15 protein-coding genes are annotated in these 16,014 nt (G+C 62.3%); 7 read left to right on the top strand and 8 right to left on the bottom strand.

Annotation, left to right across the window (positions count from 1 at the left end):
• Positions 1-2: 2 nt before the first annotated feature.
• Positions 3-1,163 carry a Rieske 2Fe-2S domain-containing protein gene (locus DBV08_RS22435; RefSeq protein ID WP_095970936.1) on the bottom strand — a complete coding sequence of 387 codons (1,161 nt, stop codon included), beginning with the start codon at positions 1,161-1,163 and terminating at the stop codon, positions 3-5.
• A gap of 195 nt (positions 1,164-1,358) precedes the next feature.
• On the opposite strand from DBV08_RS22435, the gene hsaA reads away from it, so the two are divergent.
• From hsaA to hsaB, 4 genes are read left to right on the top strand one after another with little or no spacing between them, the layout of a single operon-like run.
• Positions 1,359-2,534: a 3-hydroxy-9,10-secoandrosta-1,3,5(10)-triene-9,17-dione monooxygenase oxygenase subunit gene (gene hsaA, locus DBV08_RS22430; RefSeq protein WP_031332838.1), complete on the top strand. Its 1,176-nt coding sequence runs from the start codon at positions 1,359-1,361 to the stop codon at positions 2,532-2,534.
• Between the two features lie 10 nt (positions 2,535-2,544).
• Entirely contained in the window at positions 2,545-3,423 is an 879-nt protein-coding gene (hsaD, locus tag DBV08_RS22425) for a 4,5:9,10-diseco-3-hydroxy-5,9,17-trioxoandrosta-1(10),2-diene-4-oate hydrolase (protein ID WP_003945808.1), read from the top strand.
• The gene (hsaC, locus tag DBV08_RS22420; protein WP_003945585.1) at positions 3,423-4,325 is read left to right on the top strand and encodes an iron-dependent extradiol dioxygenase HsaC; all 903 of its coding nucleotides are present in this window, start codon (positions 3,423-3,425) and stop codon (positions 4,323-4,325) included. Before hsaD ends, hsaC begins: the two co-directional genes overlap by 1 nt.
• Complete coding sequence (hsaB, locus tag DBV08_RS22415; protein WP_003945677.1) at positions 4,322-4,906, top strand: 3-hydroxy-9,10-secoandrosta-1,3,5(10)-triene-9,17-dione monooxygenase reductase subunit; 585 nt, start codon at positions 4,322-4,324, stop codon at positions 4,904-4,906. The genes hsaC and hsaB overlap by 4 nt, the downstream gene beginning before the upstream one ends.
• A 66-nt stretch (positions 4,907-4,972) precedes the next feature.
• Here hsaB and DBV08_RS32965 read toward each other — a convergent pair whose 3' ends face one another.
• Positions 4,973-5,797, bottom strand: a complete 825-nt coding sequence (locus tag DBV08_RS32965) for an Abi-alpha family protein (protein WP_095970937.1) — start codon at positions 5,795-5,797, stop codon at positions 4,973-4,975.
• A gap of 14 nt (positions 5,798-5,811) precedes the next feature.
• The gene (locus DBV08_RS22405) at positions 5,812-7,086 is read right to left on the bottom strand and encodes a DUF445 domain-containing protein (RefSeq protein ID WP_019746908.1); all 1,275 of its coding nucleotides are present in this window, start codon (positions 7,084-7,086) and stop codon (positions 5,812-5,814) included.
• 330 nt (positions 7,087-7,416) lie between these two features.
• Between DBV08_RS22405 and thrS the strand changes: the two genes are divergently transcribed.
• Entirely contained in the window at positions 7,417-8,637 is a 1,221-nt protein-coding gene (thrS, locus tag DBV08_RS22400) for a threonine--tRNA ligase (RefSeq protein WP_124568879.1), read from the top strand.
• Here thrS and DBV08_RS22395 read toward each other — a convergent pair.
• Entirely contained in the window at positions 8,634-9,080 is a 447-nt protein-coding gene (locus DBV08_RS22395) for a MarR family winged helix-turn-helix transcriptional regulator (protein ID WP_003945852.1), read from the bottom strand. The genes thrS and DBV08_RS22395 overlap by 4 nt on opposite strands.
• Positions 9,081-9,223: 143 nt before the next feature.
• Here DBV08_RS22395 and DBV08_RS22390 point away from each other — a divergent pair, with 143 nt between their 5' ends.
• Positions 9,224-10,420, top strand: coding sequence for an MFS transporter (locus DBV08_RS22390; RefSeq protein WP_124568878.1), 1,197 nt, complete (start codon positions 9,224-9,226; stop codon positions 10,418-10,420).
• A gap of 18 nt (positions 10,421-10,438) precedes the next feature.
• Here the strand turns inward: DBV08_RS22390 and DBV08_RS22385 are convergent, their stop codons facing one another.
• From DBV08_RS22385 to DBV08_RS22375, 3 genes are all read right to left on the bottom strand, one after another.
• Positions 10,439-12,496 (bottom strand): neutral/alkaline ceramidase, encoded by a 2,058-nt coding sequence (locus tag DBV08_RS22385; RefSeq protein WP_124568877.1) that lies wholly within the window; start codon positions 12,494-12,496, stop codon positions 10,439-10,441.
• Between the two features lie 95 nt (positions 12,497-12,591).
• Complete coding sequence (locus DBV08_RS22380) at positions 12,592-13,320, bottom strand: acetoacetate decarboxylase family protein (RefSeq protein ID WP_124568876.1); 729 nt, start codon at positions 13,318-13,320, stop codon at positions 12,592-12,594.
• Complete coding sequence (locus tag DBV08_RS22375; protein ID WP_124568875.1) at positions 13,317-14,177, bottom strand: SDR family oxidoreductase; 861 nt, start codon at positions 14,175-14,177, stop codon at positions 13,317-13,319. The genes DBV08_RS22380 and DBV08_RS22375 overlap by 4 nt, the downstream gene beginning before the upstream one ends.
• A 139-nt stretch (positions 14,178-14,316) precedes the next feature.
• Here DBV08_RS22375 and DBV08_RS22370 point away from each other — a divergent pair, with 139 nt between their 5' ends.
• Positions 14,317-15,522: a cytochrome P450 gene (locus tag DBV08_RS22370; RefSeq protein ID WP_124568874.1), complete on the top strand. Its 1,206-nt coding sequence runs from the start codon at positions 14,317-14,319 to the stop codon at positions 15,520-15,522.
• On the opposite strand, the gene DBV08_RS22365 is transcribed toward DBV08_RS22370, so the two are convergent.
• Entirely contained in the window at positions 15,511-15,945 is a 435-nt protein-coding gene (locus tag DBV08_RS22365; RefSeq protein WP_095970944.1) for a cupin, read from the bottom strand. The genes DBV08_RS22370 and DBV08_RS22365 overlap by 12 nt on opposite strands.
• Positions 15,946-16,014 lie beyond the last annotated feature (69 nt).

Genomic DNA, 16,014 nt, shown 5'->3' with positions numbered 1-16,014 from the left:
GACTAGACCTCTGCTTCCTTCTTTGCCGCTTCTGCTGCGGCTTCCTTCTCGGCCTTCTGGCGTGCGAGGTTTTCCTCGACCTCGGCGTGCCAGGCTTCGTTTGCCTTGGTGGTGTCCACCTCGAACTCGAAGCGCTGCGTCATCTTCTCGGTGACGTCGGCCTTGTCCACGTAGAACTGCTCGTACCAGCGTCGTAGCTGGTAGACGGGGCCGTCTTCTTCGCAGAGAAGGGGATTCTCGATCTTGGTCTTGTTCTTCCAGATCGCGACGTCCTGTAGGAAGCCCTCGCTGATGCCCTCGGTGAACTTGCCGGCCAACTTGTCGGCCATCTCGTCGGAGACACCCGTCGGCTTCTTGACCGTCACGCCCCACTGCAGCACGAACGAGTCCGGGCTGATCGGGTAGTGGCAGTTGATCAGAACACTCTCGACCTCGTATCCGCTGTAGCTGTTCCACAGGGGATTGACCATGTACGACGGCCCGTAATACGCAGCTTCGGAGCGAAGAAGCGTGTCGCCGCCGTACTGGGAGGCCATTCCGATGTCGGGACGGCCTGTGGTGTTGAGGTACTGAGTGGCGATCTCACCTTCGAAGACGTTCTTGAAGTACGTCGGGAAGGCGTAGTGGATGTAGTAGAAGTGCGCCATGTCGACCACGTTGTCGATGATCTCGCGGCAGTTGGAACCCTCGATGACCATGGAGTTCCAGGTCCAGTCGGTCCATTCGTCGCTGTACGCGCCCTCGATACGGGGAATCACGATCTCCTCGGGCGGTGGGTTGCCCTCGGGGTCGTTCCAGACGAAGAGCTGACCGTTCTGCTCGAGGGTCGTCCACGCGCGGGTACGTGCGAGCGGAGGCACGCGGCGGGCATAAGGAATGCCGGTGCATTTGCCGTTGCCGCCCCAGCGCCAGTCGTGGAAGGGGCAGGCGACGGAATCGCCCTTGACCTCGCCTTGTGTGAGGTCACCGCCCATGTGACGGCAGTATCCGTCGAGAACTTTGATGTCGCCCTTGCTGTCGGCGAACACCACGAGCTTCGTACCGAAAGCCTCGATCGCGTGCGGTTTGCCGTCCTTGAAGGTCTTCAGTAGACCCAGGCAGTGCCAACCGCGGGCGAAACGAGTCTGCACCGTTCCGACGTCGATCTCGCGAATCTGCGCCATTGTGACCTCACATCCCTTCTAGCTGTTAGTAGAACACGTTATAGAACTCGATCCGGTTCCGCCAGATTTTGGGGGCACTTGTTACAGCATTGCGGCCACAAACGGGACCTTTGTCAGCGTCTCGACAGAAAAGAGAACGTGTTCTAGTCTCAAGTGTAAGTGAACCAACCGATCGAGGAAGACGGGAGCGTCGAAGTGGGTAACCATGACAGCCACGAGGTGATGCAGAGGCTCGACGCACTACTGCCGGCACTGCGCGAGCGCGCACAGGAGACCGAGGATCTGCGTCGTATCCCCGACGAGTCCATCAAGGGACTCCAGGAAACAGGCTTCTTCCGCTTGCTGCAGCCGAAGCAGTGGGGCGGATACGAAGCCGATCCGGTGCTGTTCTACTCCGCGGTCAAGAAGATCGCCAGCGCGTGCGGTTCCACAGGGTGGGTCTCCTCGATCATCGGCGTACACAACTGGCACCTCGCCCTCTTCTCTCAGCAGGCGCAGGAAGACGTGTGGGGCAACGACACTGACGTGCGCATCTCGTCCTCTTACGCTCCGATGGGTATGGGTGAAGTAGTCGAGGGCGGATACAAGGTCAACGGTGCGTGGGCGTGGTCCTCGGGTTGTGACCATGCCAGCTGGGCCGTTCTCGGTGGTCCGGTGTTCAAGGACGGCCGCGCAGTCGATTTCGTGAGCTACCTGATTCCTCGCGAGGACTACCAGATCGACGACGTGTGGAATGTGGTCGGCCTGCGTGGAACCGGCTCCAATACCGTTGTGGTCAAGGATGTTTTTGTTCCCAAGCATCGCGTTCTGAGCTTCCGGGCGATGAGCGAATTGACCGCCCCGGGCCTCGAGAAGAACACTGCACCGGTCTACAAGATGCCGTGGGGAACCATTCACCCCACCACGATCTCGGCGCCGATCGTCGGAATGGCGTACGGCGCTTACGAAGCGCACGTCGAGCACCAGGGCAAGCGCGTTCGCGCTGCGTTCGCCGGAGAGAAGTCGAAGGACGATCCGTTCGCCAAGGTGCGCATCGCCGAGGCATCCAGCGACATCGACGCCGCGTGGCGTCAGCTCTCCGGCAACGTCGCCGACGAGTACGCGTTGATCCTTGCGGGCGAAGAGGTTCCGATGGAACTGCGTCTGCGCGCTCGACGCGACCAGGTGCGCGCCACTGGCCGTGCGATCGCCTCGATCGACAAGCTCTTCGAGAACTCCGGTGCCACGGCACTGCAGAACGGCACTCCGATTCAGCGTTTCTGGCGCGACGCTCACGCTGGTCGCGTCCACGCCGCGAACGATCCCGAACGCGCATACGTCATGTTCGGAACCGGCGAATTCGGTCTGCCGATCACCGACACGATGGTCTAGAGGAGGCTCAGTGACAACCACCGAAGAAGCTCTCACCTACGAGTCCACTTCGCGGTTCGCGCAAGTGCGCCCCGATCTGAAACTGCACTTCCACGAGGCAGGCGTCGGAAACGACAAGACCATCGTGCTGCTGCACGGCGGTGGCCCAGGCGCGTCGTCGTGGTCTAACTTCGCCCGCAACATTCCGGTGTTGGCGAAGAGCTTTCACGTCATCGCGGTCGATCAGCCCGGTTACGGGCAGTCCGACAAGCCGACGGAGCATCCGCAGTACTTCGTGCACAGTGCGTCGGCGCTCAACGATCTCCTGGATACGCTCGAGATCACCGGTCGCGTTGATCTGCTGGGCAATTCGCTCGGTGGTGGCGCTGCTGTTCGCTTTGCGCTCGACTACCCGGACCGCGCCGGTCGCCTCGTTCTGATGGGCCCCGGCGGTCTCAGTGTCAACCTGTTTGCGCCGGACCCCACCGAGGGCGTCAAGAACCTCGGGAAGTTCAGCTACCAGCCCACACGTGAGAACCTCGAAGCGTTCCTGCGGATCATGGTCTTCGATCAGAAGCTGATCACGCCGGAACTCGTCGACGAACGTTTTGCTGCGGCCAGCACTCCCGAGTCGCTCGCTGCGGCCAAGGCGATGGGTAAGTCCTTCTCCAGTGGTGACTTCGAGCTCGGCATGCTCTGGCGCGAGGCGTACAAGCTGCGTCAGCGTGTGTTGCTGATCTGGGGCCGTGAGGATCGGGTCAACCCTCTCGACGGCGCACTGGTTGCGCTCAAGATGATCCCGCGCGCGCAGCTCCACGTCTTCGGCGGTTGCGGTCACTGGGCGCAGCTCGAGAAGTTCGACGAATTCAACCGGCTCGCAACCGACTTCCTGCTCGACGGAGGTAAATGATGGGTATTCGATCTCTGGCGTACATGCGCATCGGGGCCACCGACATGGCTGCGTGGCGCGAGTACGGACTCAAGATCCTCGGAATGATCGAGGGCAAGGGCGTCGACGCGGAATCGCTGTATCTGCGTATGGACGACTTCCCGGCGCGTCTTGTCATCGTTCCGAACGACACCGACCGTCTGCTCGTCTCGGGCTGGGAAACCGCGAATGCGGCTGAGCTGCAGGATATCCGTGACAGATTGTCGGCAGCCGGTGTTCCGTTCAAGGAAGGGACGGCGGAGCAGCTCAAGGACCGTCGCGTCGTCGAGATGATCGCGTTCGAGGACACCTCGGGTAACTCCCTCGAGGTGTTCCACGGCGCTGCTCTCGAACATCGTCGGATCGTGAGCCCGTACGGACACAGGTTCGTGACGGGGGAGCAGGGCCTCGGTCACGTCGTGCTCACCACCGATGACGACGACGCCTCGCTGCGGTTCTACCGCGACGTACTCGGATTCAAACTTCGCGATTCGATGCGTCTGCCTCCGCAGATGGTCGGCCGACCCGCGGACGGCGACCCGGCGTGGCTGAGGTTCCTCGGCTGCAACCCGCGTCACCACAGCTTGGCGTTCCTGCCGTTGCCCAACCCGACGGGCATCGTGCACCTGATGCTCGAAGTGGAGAACTCCGACGACGTCGGACTGTGCCTCGACCGGGCACTGCGCAAGAAGGTCAAGATGTCGGCGACGCTCGGTCGCCACGTCAACGACGAGATGCTTTCGTTCTACATGAAGACTCCGGGCGGGTTCGACATCGAATTCGGTTGTGAGGGGCTAGAGGTCGAGGACGAAAACTGGATCGCGAGGGAAAGCACGGCCGTGAGCCTGTGGGGTCACGACTTCACGGTGGGAATGAAGCCGTGAGTTCGCCCGACGCGTCGGTGAGTGCGGAACAGGCCATCGATCCACGCCAGTTCCGCACGGTTCTCGGGCAATTCTGCACGGGTATCACCATCATCACGACAGTCGACGACGGTGAGCCGGTCGGGTTCGCGTGTCAGTCTTTTGCCGCCCTGTCACTCGACCCGCCTTTGGTGTTGTTCTGCCCCACCAAGGGTTCTCGGTCGTGGGCGGCAATCGAGCGGACCGGGAAGTTCGCCGTCAACGTGTTGGCGGAGGAACAGCAGGCGGTGTGTGCTCGTTTCGGGTCACGTGAGCCGGACAAGTTCGCGGGTATCGATTGGACGCCATCACCGTTGGGCTCGCCGATCATCGACAAGTCGCTTGCCCACATCGACTGCACAGTGGAAACAGTCCACGACGGCGGTGATCACTACGTCGTCTTCGGACGTGTGTCGTCGATGAGTGAGATCAAGACCGAACGCCCGCTGCTCTTCTATCGCGGGCAGTACACGGGCATCGAGCCGGACAAGACTGTTCCGGCTACCTGGCGTGACGATCTGGAAGCTTTCCTGACGACCACGACGGAAGATACCTGGCTGTAGGGGCAAGCCCCCCGTGAGTGGTTAAGGAGTCCAGGGGCTCCTTAACCACTCACGGGGCCGGAGGCCCTACAGCGAAAAACAGGTATGACAGAAGTCGTCACCGAACGGCGTCAGCAGGATGCTACGACGGACGATCTTGTTGGATCGTCCCGCGCGCTTGACCGCCTCGATCACCGACGGCTGCACCTCGACCACCTGGTACCGGTCGGCCTCGACGGGCTCGCGTGAGAACGCCACCAAACCGAGCCGATGCAGGTTGTTCAGGTAGGCGCTGATGCGATCCAGATGCCGGCATCCCGCCAGTTCTCCGATCATCGACAAACCCTCGTCGATCATCTCCGAGCCGACGCCGAACGGACGCGCCGTGCGTACGTCCACGCTCGGTTGCGCACCTGAAGTGGCCAACAGCCGGAGAATTCGAGCTTCGTCCGGCGCGATCTCGTCGAGGATCCGGTCGTAGGCCGGGTGCAGGTCGTCGCGATCGGTCACGTCCGCGGAACGGTCCAGCAACCTGTCGCCGCGTGCCCGCAGCGCCGCGAGAGTGGCCTCGACGCTCTGTTTGCGGTTGGTACGAGGCGCCATTGCAGCCCGCAGGTTCTCCGTCCGCGAGCCGTCTCCGTTGGAGTTCTCGGCCCGACGTTCGGATTGCACGTTGGCGGATTCAGCAGCTTCTGCCGCGGCTTCGGCGGCAGCCTGAACGATCTGTCGCGTCGCCTCCTTCGCCGTTCCGAAAGCCCAACCCGTCAGCTTGATCGACGTGAGCGTCGTCGTGGCAGTGAGCCCGACAAGGCTACGGATCAGACGCTTTTCGACGGATTCGACCGGCGTGATGTCCGCAGCCCAGTCGTACGATTCCGCTTCGACGATCAGGCGGTGGTCGTGCTCACTCATACTCATACTCCGACTCATACTCCGAATATTGCGAGGTGTAGGAAACCGGCAAACGAGCCCAGCACGGCCCCGTGTACGAACAACAGCCACTCGTCCTGCTTGACGGCTGAGCGTAGTAGTTCGCTGAAATCTTCCGGTGAAAGGATGCTCATGCGTTCGGTGACGAAGACACGAATCTTCTCCGACTGGCTCTCGGCGAACTCCGCGTCTTCGAAGACCCTTGGGTACAGGTCGAGCACTTCGGTGGTGGCCAGGCCGGGCAGACGCTTGTAACTCTGCGAACCGACGGTCATCTTGACGACCGACTTTGCCCAGCCGGCGGCGTCGTCGACGGATTCGCGCAGTACCTGGTCGAGCATCCGCCGCGTTCGGTCCGAGCGCGGACCTTCGAGGAGTTCGGTGCCGATGTTCTCGAGCGTCACGACGTGATCGGCCAGGGTTTTTGCGTACCCGGCGATGATTTCGGTGCGTCGTTTGAGGAAGAGTCCCTGTCGCCACGGCACCCAACGGCTGGGTGTGATCGGCTCGAAGATCATCGTGATGCCGAGGTAGTTCACGATGTATCCGATGATCACGCCACCGATGGGAAGCACCCACCACTGCGGAACCAGGTGGAGGATTCCGACGAGCACGAAGCCCATCGGGAAACCGAAGTAGAAGCCGAAGTTCTGCATGAACCGGAGCTCTTTGTTGCCCATCGTGCGGAAGATGTCGTTGAGCAGTTTGGGATGCGAGGAGAGGTAGCGGATCACCATCAGCTTCGCGTCGATGAACTCGTCGATGTCCTCTTCGATGCGGTCGGTGATCATGCGCACGCTGGCCGGCAGGTCGTCCTCCACTTTGCGGAAGACGGCTTCCTTCACCGACGTCGGAAGGTTGTGCCAGAGCTGAGGATTCTCGGCCGTCATGATTCTGGTGACCACGCCGCGCACCTCACTGCGCGAGATGTTCACCAAGTGCTCGGCGATGCTGTCCGGGTCCAGAACGCGGTAGAAGTCGGCAATGCTGCCGACCTTCGCGAGGGATTTGTCGACGGCGATCGACGCCATCTTCTCCGCCCGCGAAGGGACGATCCCTTGCCAACCGAATCGGCCGTCGCTCGTGATCGCGGGGATCACCTGGACGCGCCGGGGAAGGAACGGGAAGAGCAGTTTGAGGCCGGGCACTTTGATCCCGTGGAAGTTGATCGGCGCAAAAAGCATCAGGACGCCCGACCAATTGGTGATGTACCCGATGATTCCCGTGAACAAAGGAATGGTGATCAACTGTTCGAGCAAGTGGTCCGGCACCGTCGCACATCCTCCTCATATCCGAGAACCTCACGTTCGGACATGATTGCCGAAACTTCGCTCTTCGTGGGTGTTTCGTTGGCTACTGCTGCGCCTTCCCAGTTGCGTCAGCATAGAGGCCCGACAATTCGGGCTGTAGGTGGGTCGGAAGTTGATGTAACCTCACGTACATGGTCAGTATTGCGCACAGCACGACGACGCCGGTTCTCTTCCGGCGCATCGTTTAGCAACTGCTGACCGAACCCTTTCAGCCCCGGGAGTTATCGCCCCGGGGTTTTCTTGTTTATTCGCTCCGTGTGCGTCTCCCCTTGAACGATTTGGAGATCTCTCATGAGCGTTGACCACCTTGAACTCGGGCGCGAGCTGGAGTTATTCGCCACCACCCCCATTGTCGGAGCAGGCCTCCCACTCTGGTTACCGGACGGCGCGATCATCAGGAGCGAACTCGAAAAGTTCGCCGCCGAGCAAGCAGCGCGATCCGGGTGCCGGGGTGTCTATACCCCCGTTATGGCGAAGAAAGAGTTGTACGAGAGATCTGGGCATTGGTCCAAGTTCTCGGACGACATGTTCCCCGAAATGAAGATAGGCGGAGAGTCATTTCTCCTTCGTCCGGCTAACTGTCCTCATCACGCTCAGGTATTCGCCGCTCGCGGTCGTAGTTATCGCGAGCTACCTTTCCGCGTTCGTGAACTCGGCTCGATGTTTCGTAGCGAACTCTCCGGAGTTCTCAGCGGATTGAGTCGAGTCAGACAGATCAATCTCGACGACGCACATGTCTTCTGTAGTCGTCAACAAGTGCAAGCGGAAGTGATCGTGGCGCTCGACGCAATCGAGCGCTGCTACTCGACTCTGGGGATTGCCGAACGGGGGTATCGACTCTCGATCAGAGGGGGAGAGGGGCAGTACCTCGGCACCGACGAGCAGTGGGCGGACGCCGAGGATCACCTTCGCGGAGCACTGAATGCACGCTCGATCGAGTACGTGGAAGCGAAGGGAGAGGCAGCGTTCTACGGTCCCAAGATCGACGTCCAAGTGCGAGACGCGCACGGCCGCGAGGAAACACTCTCCACCGTCCAACTCGACTTCAATCAACCGGAGCGCTTCGACCTCGAGTACACCGCTGAGGACGGATCCAAGGCCCGCCCCGTCATGATCCATCGGGGCTTGCTCGGGTCGATGGAACGCATGACTGCGCTCTTGATCGAAAGGTTCGAAGGACGGATGCCGCCGTGGCTGGCACCCAACCAAGTCGCGATCCTGCCCGTCGGCGACCGACATCGGGATGCGGCCGAGCGTTTGCGGGCTGATCTCGAGGCTCACGATGTTCGAGTGGCGATCGCAGCTGACGGATCGTTGGGACGTCGTATCCGCGATGCGCGCACTCACCGTGACCCGTACATCGCGGTGATCGGGGACAACGAGGTGCACGGCGGCACCGTCGACGTTCTGGTCCCCGTGCGTGGTGGGCGGGCGGAGGTCGACGCGGGTGTGTTTGTCGCTCAGGTGGTCTCGGGCGTCGCGGAGCGTGCCCTGCTTCCGGCAGCCTTCTAGCCGACGGGTAACTCGTGCAGGGCGCGCACCAGTGGCGCGAGTTCAGGCGTTTTGCATGCCTCGTCGAGCGCGGCCTCGAGGGTGGCGTCGTGCGTCGGCCGTGCGCTTTCGAGAAGCTCGCGGCCGGCCGGCGTCAACTCGGTGTAGATGCCTCGACGGTCGTCGGCGCACAGGATGCGCGTCAGTAGTCCTCGATCTTCGAGTCGGTTGACCAAGCGCGTCGTGGCGCTGCTGCTCAGTGCGGCAGCGCGGGCCAGCTGGGCCATGCGCATGTGCCAGCCGTCCTGGCGGCTCAGCGCGTCGAGCACGGTGTATTCGACGACGGACAGTTTGTGCTCACGCTGGAGCGCGCGTTCCAGTTCGGTGTCGAGGGCGCCGTGCAGTGCTGCGAGCGTGCGCCACCCTTGCGAACGGATTTCGACGGCGTCGTCGGCGATCCCCATGTGATTCTCCTTGTCCGTTTCCTGCGGCTCCAGGTTACCAGCTTGCGCATGTAGCGCGCGCGTGCAACTATTTATGGCGCGCCTGCAACTACTGCACACGCCCGCTAACGGCTTGCGCGTAAATCTGTGAAAGGAACATCGAGATGCCATTGGGTCTCATTGCCCTCGCTATGGGCGGGTTCGGGATCGGCCTCACCGAATTTGTCATCATGGGCCTCCTGCCCGAGGTCTCGGCCGACTTCGAGGTCACCGAGTCCGTCGCGGGCTACCTGATCTCGGGCTACGCGCTGTCCGTGGCGATCGGCGCGATCCTCCTGACCGCTGCCGTCACTCGCTTCGAGCGCAAGAAGGTCCTTCTCTCGCTCATGGTGCTGTTCATCATCGGCAACCTGATGTCCGCGCTCGCGCCGACCTACGAGGTCATGATGGGCGGACGCATCGTCGCGGCGCTGTGCCACGGTGCGTTCTTCGGAATCGGTTCGGTGGTTGCCGCCGACATGGTCGCGCCCAACAAGCGCGCCGGCGCCATCGCGATGATGTTCGCGGGCCTGACCATCGCCAACGTCCTCGGCGTTCCGTTCGGCACGCTGCTGGGCCAGCAACTCGGATGGCGCTCGACGTTCTGGGCCATCACCGTCATCGGCGTCATCGCCCTGATCGGAATTGCAGCACTCGTCCCGACGACGCCCGCAAGCACGACCGGCGGCGGATTGCGCGGAGAGTTGGGGGCATTCCGCAACAAGCAGGTTTGGCTCTCGATCGCCATCACCATCCTCGGCTACGGCGGAATGTTCGGAGCCTTCACCTACATCGCCTTCACGCTCACCGAGGTAACGGGATTCGCGACGTCCAGCGTTCCGTGGCTGCTCATCCTCTTCGGCTCGGGCCTGTTCGTCGGTAATTTCCTCGGTGCCAAGGCGGCCGACCGCTCGCTGACGAAGGCACTGGTCTGGATTCTCGCGATTCTGACCGTCGTTCTGATCGTGTTCGCCGCCACCGCGGAGAGCAAGGTCATGACCGTGATCTCACTGTTCTTCATGGGCGCCTTCGGTTTTGCGACGGTCCCCGGCCTGCAGATGCGGATCATGAACTACGCGTCGGCCGCACCGACCATGGCGTCGGGTGCCAACATCGCCGCCTTCAACGTCGGCAACGCACTCGGGGCATGGCTGGGCGGAATCACCATCGCTGCGGGGCTCGGCTTCACCTCCCCGATCTGGATGGGAGCGGCAGTCACCGTCGCCGGTCTGCTGGTTCTGATCGTCGCGGCGAAGATCGACCGCCCGGCAGCGTCAGAGCAGTCGGCGCCGAGCACCTCGCTGCATCCGACCGCAGCCTGAACCCAGCCACCGCGCGGGTCAGGTGAGTCGGAATTCGGCGGTCACCCCGGAGAAGGGCGTGATCGCGCCGGTACCCCGAGCCTTCGACGCACCGAAGTGTTGGACTCGATACGTACCCGCCGGAGTATCGGCCGGAACATCCCACGTGATGCGTACGACGGAACCGTTGCTCCCGACCCGGCGCCAGTGCAGTTTGGTGGACCAGTCGTTGTCGTCGGCCACGCGCGTCCAGGATCCGCCGGTATTGCGTTGGATCTCGTAGAAGGTCCCGTTTCGGTGAGTGTCGTTCTTGGGGTGGCCGGTGACGAACTCGACGGCAACTTGCCCGCCCGATGAGCTGTCGCCTGGCTGGACCGTCGCATCGCCGAATTGTGTTCCCGGCAAAGGTTCGTCGAAGTCGACACCAGGTCCGAAGCTGGGCTGGAACCCGGACAGGTCGGCCGGCGCGGGGCCGCGAGGAGGTTCGGTGCCATCGCGCATCGCGGCTGCGAGAGCGGCGTACCCCTGCTGATAGGCAGGCAGTGTGTAACGGCCGAACATCGTCGAACCGCCCTCGTACTGCTGCGAATCGTATTCCTGTGGCGTGGTGCAGTAGCTCGAGTACGAGTTCGCGTATCCCTGGAAGATGACGTTCTCGAGGGGAACCCCAAGCTCGTCGGCGACGGTTCGACGCACCCGTAATCCGGAGACGATGGTGAATTCCGCAGGGCCACCGACGATGTAGAACTGGCCGATCTGCAGGATCTGGATCTTCAGTACGTTCGGTACCCATCCGCCCGGTGGCAACAGGCCGACCGGAACGACTACGAGCTTGGGTGCCTGTGCATCCTGAAGCCATTGAGGCACAGGGGCATCCATGCCGCCCAGTGCGTCGATCATGGGGTTCCTGGTGCCCTCGGGGAAGATCGGAATTGCCGGTCCGTCCTCGACGCTTCCGGCGCTCATTGCCGCGCCGATCGCAGCCGGCGCGGTGCGATGCTCTCGCCCGTCCGGGGTGAATCGTCCGCTCACCACCTGATTTGCCATGTCCAGGTACATGATCCGACTGTCGACGCCACCGGTGACGGTTTCGGACGCCGCGTGGAAGGCAGTTTGAGCCGCCGTGACCTGGCGCAGTCCGATGATGCGTGCGTTCTCGAATTCGTCGTCGGTCGGTCCACGTCCGGGTTCGAGGAAGAGGTTGGGTGACATGTCGCCGCTGTTGGTCTGCGGAAATGCGGCGATGAAGCTGGTGTCGCCGTCGAGGTAGCGCACGCCCTGGTCGTCGTGCTCCCAGAAGTACGCCGCGGCGCCCTTGTTGTCGCCGGAGATGAGATGGTTCTCGTTCGTGAGCGAGGCGCAGTGGGTGGCGAACCAGTTGATCGCCCCGATGTCTTTGCTGCCCCGGCTGATTCGGATGACCCGCATGTGGTGATCGTTGCCGCCGGGGTAGTAGGCCTTGTCCTCTTCGGGATTGAGATCGAACGCCACTCGTGATCGGTTGACGCTCGCGTCGGTGAGTTCGGACCGGCCGAAACGTACCGTGCCGGGCGCCAGGTTCTCGTGGGCAGCGCTGATCGCCTCGACCATGCCGTTGACCTCGGCTTCGAACACCTGTAATTCGAAGCCGAGAACTGCGAGGTTGTACGCGTAGTTGTGCGAGGCCCCACCACATGCCGCGTGTGAATGGATGGCCGTCAACATGACGTTGCGTTCGGTGTAGATATCGCCGAATTTTCCGGCCAGCCGGCGCAGAACCTCGTCGTGCACGGACTGGAAGATCATGCAGTTGTCGACGCAGACGTAGACGACCCGCGACCCGCCGGACTCGAAGATGAAGGCGCGTGCGCGCATTCGCTGGTGCAGACCTTCGGCGCGTTGGTCGAAGCTCGAGTAGCCCATCATGCCGACTTCGGCGACCGGTCCGGTCACATCGGAAATTCCGGCGCCCACCTGCAGTGACGCCGACGACTTGTCGGTGCGTGCGGGTGAATAAGAGCGTGCCGACGAAGCTGCGACGGCCTGGTTCGTCGACAGAGCGGCGAGCGCAGGTGCGGCGGCAGCGCCTGCCAGTACGGTGCGTCGGGTGATCTGCACGAGTGTCCTTTCGGGCGGTCTGACGCGAGTTGGTCAACCGTCCAGGAGTGTAGCCCGAGTCACACGCGACCGAAAGGGGTGCCGTCGGCTGACACTCAGATCGCTGTCGCCTCCCCGAACGTCATCGCCAGGTTCTTGATGGTCGTGGTCATCAGGGCCCGGCGGGGGAGTCCGAGTTTCCGAAGCTCCGCCGCCATCGGGTGACTGCCCAGCTGCACCTCGGCTCCACCAGGTCGCGATTTGACGCCGGTCGGCGCCATGTCCCACGACGTGCACCTGGTGACGCCGTCGAGATGTGAGTACGCGGCCAACGACATGTTGGCTCCGCCACCCGGCACGCTGACGCCGGATTTCACACTCAACTGTGTGATGAGTTTGCCGTCGCGCGAGACGGATCCGCGCTTGACCGAGCCGACGTGCTCGGTGTCGAATTCGGCAAGCACCTTCGGGAACCCCCAGATTTCCCGGCCGGCGGCCTTGGTGAATTCGCCGTCCACCGGCAACTCGTGAATGAGCGCCCCCGCAGTTCCCGCAGCGAGTGAACGTAGATCTCCCAGCACCGAGGTTTCGGGAGGCGCAGTGTGGCTGCGCACCATGTACGTCACTCCGAATTCGTTGTACGGGCCCAGATCTCCGTCGATGTAGTCGACGAAAACCAGCCCGCACAGCGCCCGACCGGGCCGGTACTGGAGCACCGTCAAGCCGGTGTAGTCGATGATCGACTGCGCGGTTGCGCTGGGTACCGAGTACAGCGCCATGAAGGCCGACGCGGTGCGAACCTCGACCGGCATCTCGACCTTCTTGCCCAGAATCGTGTAGCTCATGGCGCGACCACCCCGCGGAGTCCGTCGGAGCCGTAGACGGGTTCGAGCATCGAGCGGAAATCCGGTCCGCGGCGCAGCATTTGGCCTCCGTCCACGTTGATGATCTGCCCGGTGATCCAGGTGGATTGCGGTCCGAGGAGGAAGGAAGCGAGTCCGGCGACGTCCTCGACTTCACCGACGCGTTCGAGTGGAGTGTTGGCCAGGTAGTCGTCGAGGATGGGGCCACCGTCGGTGATGAGCGCGACCAGATCCGTTCGGGTCAACCCCGGCCGAATCGCGTTGACACGAATGTTGCTGGCGCCCAGTTCGTCTGCCGCCAACTGCACCAGGTGGTCGACGCCGGACTTCGAGACGCCGTATGCGCCGAACCAGCGATGTGTGTTGCTGCTGGCGATCGACGAGATCGCGACGATGGATCCGCCGCCTCCTGCCACCAGTGCCCGGGCGCCGTGCTTGATCGTCAACATGGTCCCTGTGACGTTGAGGTCGACGGTCCGGCGCCAGGCGTCGACGTCGAGTTGCGTGACCGGTGCGATGGTTTCGTTCCCGCCGGCGCAGGCCACTACACCGTCGAGCTTTCCGGTGACGGAGACCGCCGCGGCGACAGTGGCGACGACGTCTGCTTCGATCGTGACGTCGGCGGAGGAGACGCCGACCGATCCTGCCGGATTCGACTGCCGGATCGATTCGGCAGCAGCATCCAGTTTCACTTTGTTGCGTCCGCAGATCGTCACGTGAGCGCCGGCCGCAACCAGCGAACGAGCGATGCCCAGGCCGATGCCACTACCGCCGCCGGTCACCAGTATCGATCTGCCGGTGAAAGTGGGTATGCCCGCTGAGGCGGTGTCGTCGTCCATGCGTGTCTCCTGGTCGTTGCTCCGGCGGGCGCGCGTGCTGCTTCTGGAGGTTTTCCGGTTCGGCTTCGGTGAAAACGCCCCACGCTATATAGGAACAGGTTCTACTTATTGAGGCAAGGGTTGTGTGAGAGGCGGAGTGATGGCTACCAGACCGACCTTCGATTTGATCGACGGGCGCTTCTACAGCGGAGACCTCGGGAATGTTCGCGATGCCTACGCCTGGATGCGCGATCACGAGCCCGTGTACCGAGACGACGCCAACGGAATCACCGCGGCAGCGAGCTACGACGCCGTCGTCGCAGCCGAGCGGGATCCCGAACTGTTCTCCAACGCCGGCGGCATCCGTCCCGAAACGGGTCCGTTGCCGCAGATGATCGACATGGACGACCCGCAGCACCTCACGCGTCGACGCTTGGTCAACGCGGGTTTCACACGTAAGAAGGTCGAAGCCAAGGCCGGGCGTATCCGGGAGATCTGCGATCAACTGATCGACGCCGTCTGTGAGAAAGGAGAAGCCGACTTCGTCGCAGACTTGGCGGCACCGCTGCCTATGGCCGTCATCGGCGACATGTTGGGTGTCCGTCCGGAAGAACGCGCGTTGTTTCTGCGGTGGTCGGACGATCTGGTGAAAGCACTGGGAAGCAACGCTTCCCAGGATCAGCTGCAAGCCATGATGACTGCGTACGTCGACTTCACCGCGTACATGATGCGAGCCATCGCCGAGCGGAGGAGCGAGCCGGCCGACGATTTGGTGAGCACGTTGATACACAGTGAGGTCGACGGAGAGGCTCTCTCCGATCAGGAAATCGTCAACGAGTCCCTACTGATTCTCATCGGCGGTGACGAGACCACGCGGCACGTCCTGAGCGGTGGCATGGAACAGCTGCTGCGTCATGCGGACCAGCATCGGGAACTGGTCGACGATCCCGATGCCATTCCTCTGGCGATGGAAGAGATGCTGCGGTGGTCGTCGCCGATCAAGAACATGGCTCGAACCCTGACACGTGATACCGATTTCTTCGGTGCGCAGCTGAAGGCAGGCGAGAAAATGCTGCTGCTCTTCGAGTCTGCAAATTTCGACGAATCCGTGTTCGTCAACGCCGAACAGTTCGATATCGGCCGCACACCGAACCCACACGTGGCCTTCGGCTTCGGAACTCACTTCTGTCTGGGCAATCAGCTGGCCAGGCTCGAGGGAAGAATCATGTTCGAGCAACTGTTCGCCAGGCTGCCGGACCTGGAACTTGCCACCGACGCGCCGTTGCCGCGGCGTGCCGCCAACTTCGTGTCCGGACTCGAATCGATGCCGGTGCGGTTTACCTCTTCTGCCCCGTCAGCCGGGTAGTTGGCAGTTGGGCGGCGCAGCATCCTCGGAGAGGGGGCTACCCGTCGGATTGACGTAAATGACCTCGAGCACCAATGGTGTTGTCTGAGAGTTGTTTCCGATGTGCACATGATCAGAACCGCTGGGTTCGATCAATGTATTTCCAGCGCTGTATATCCCGTCGACGGAGCAATCGGATCGGTAGTGGCTCAGCGTGCCCTGCGCGATCAGTGCGTAGAGCGTCCCGTCGTGGAAGTGCCAACCGGTGGAACCACCGGGGTCGATGGTGATCTGGCGCAGGATGTAATCCTTGCCGTCGAAAGTCACCTGCCCGAGGATTTCACCGTGCACCCCTGTGCTCGGTGTTGCCGACGCATTGATCGGCGTCAGCGACAGCCCGATCGCTGCGGACACTGCAAGCAGGATTTGATGGCGTTTACGCATGAGCGGCCCTCCCAGACGGATGTGCTCCTGAGTGTCCTCCGCCAGTGCCCGGTTTATCCCAGTTTTCGT

It is taken from the genome of Rhodococcus sp. KBW08 (assembly GCF_003852455.1).
In the GTDB taxonomy this organism is placed as follows: domain Bacteria; phylum Actinomycetota; class Actinomycetes; order Mycobacteriales; family Mycobacteriaceae; genus Rhodococcus_F; species Rhodococcus_F baikonurensis.
Note: the sequence above shows the minus strand (reverse complement) of the source record. Positions and strands in the feature narration are given on the sequence as shown.

Coding starts and splice junctions, on each gene's coding strand:
- DBV08_RS22435 (WP_095970936.1), bottom strand. CDS start 1,163: ATGGCGCAGATTCGCGAGATCGACGTCGGAACGGTGCAGACTCGTTTC.
- hsaC (WP_003945585.1), top strand. CDS start 3,423: ATGGGTATTCGATCTCTGGCGTACATGCGCATCGGGGCCACCGACATG.
- DBV08_RS32965 (WP_095970937.1), bottom strand. CDS start 5,797: ATGAGTGAGCACGACCACCGCCTGATCGTCGAAGCGGAATCGTACGAC.
- thrS (WP_124568879.1), top strand. CDS start 7,417: ATGAGCGTTGACCACCTTGAACTCGGGCGCGAGCTGGAGTTATTCGCC.
- DBV08_RS22395 (WP_003945852.1), bottom strand. CDS start 9,080: ATGGGGATCGCCGACGACGCCGTCGAAATCCGTTCGCAAGGGTGGCGC.
- DBV08_RS22390 (WP_124568878.1), top strand. CDS start 9,224: ATGCCATTGGGTCTCATTGCCCTCGCTATGGGCGGGTTCGGGATCGGC.
- DBV08_RS22380 (WP_124568876.1), bottom strand. CDS start 13,320: ATGAGCTACACGATTCTGGGCAAGAAGGTCGAGATGCCGGTCGAGGTT.
- DBV08_RS22375 (WP_124568875.1), bottom strand. CDS start 14,177: ATGGACGACGACACCGCCTCAGCGGGCATACCCACTTTCACCGGCAGA.
- DBV08_RS22370 (WP_124568874.1), top strand. CDS start 14,317: ATGGCTACCAGACCGACCTTCGATTTGATCGACGGGCGCTTCTACAGC.
- DBV08_RS22365 (WP_095970944.1), bottom strand. CDS start 15,945: ATGCGTAAACGCCATCAAATCCTGCTTGCAGTGTCCGCAGCGATCGGG.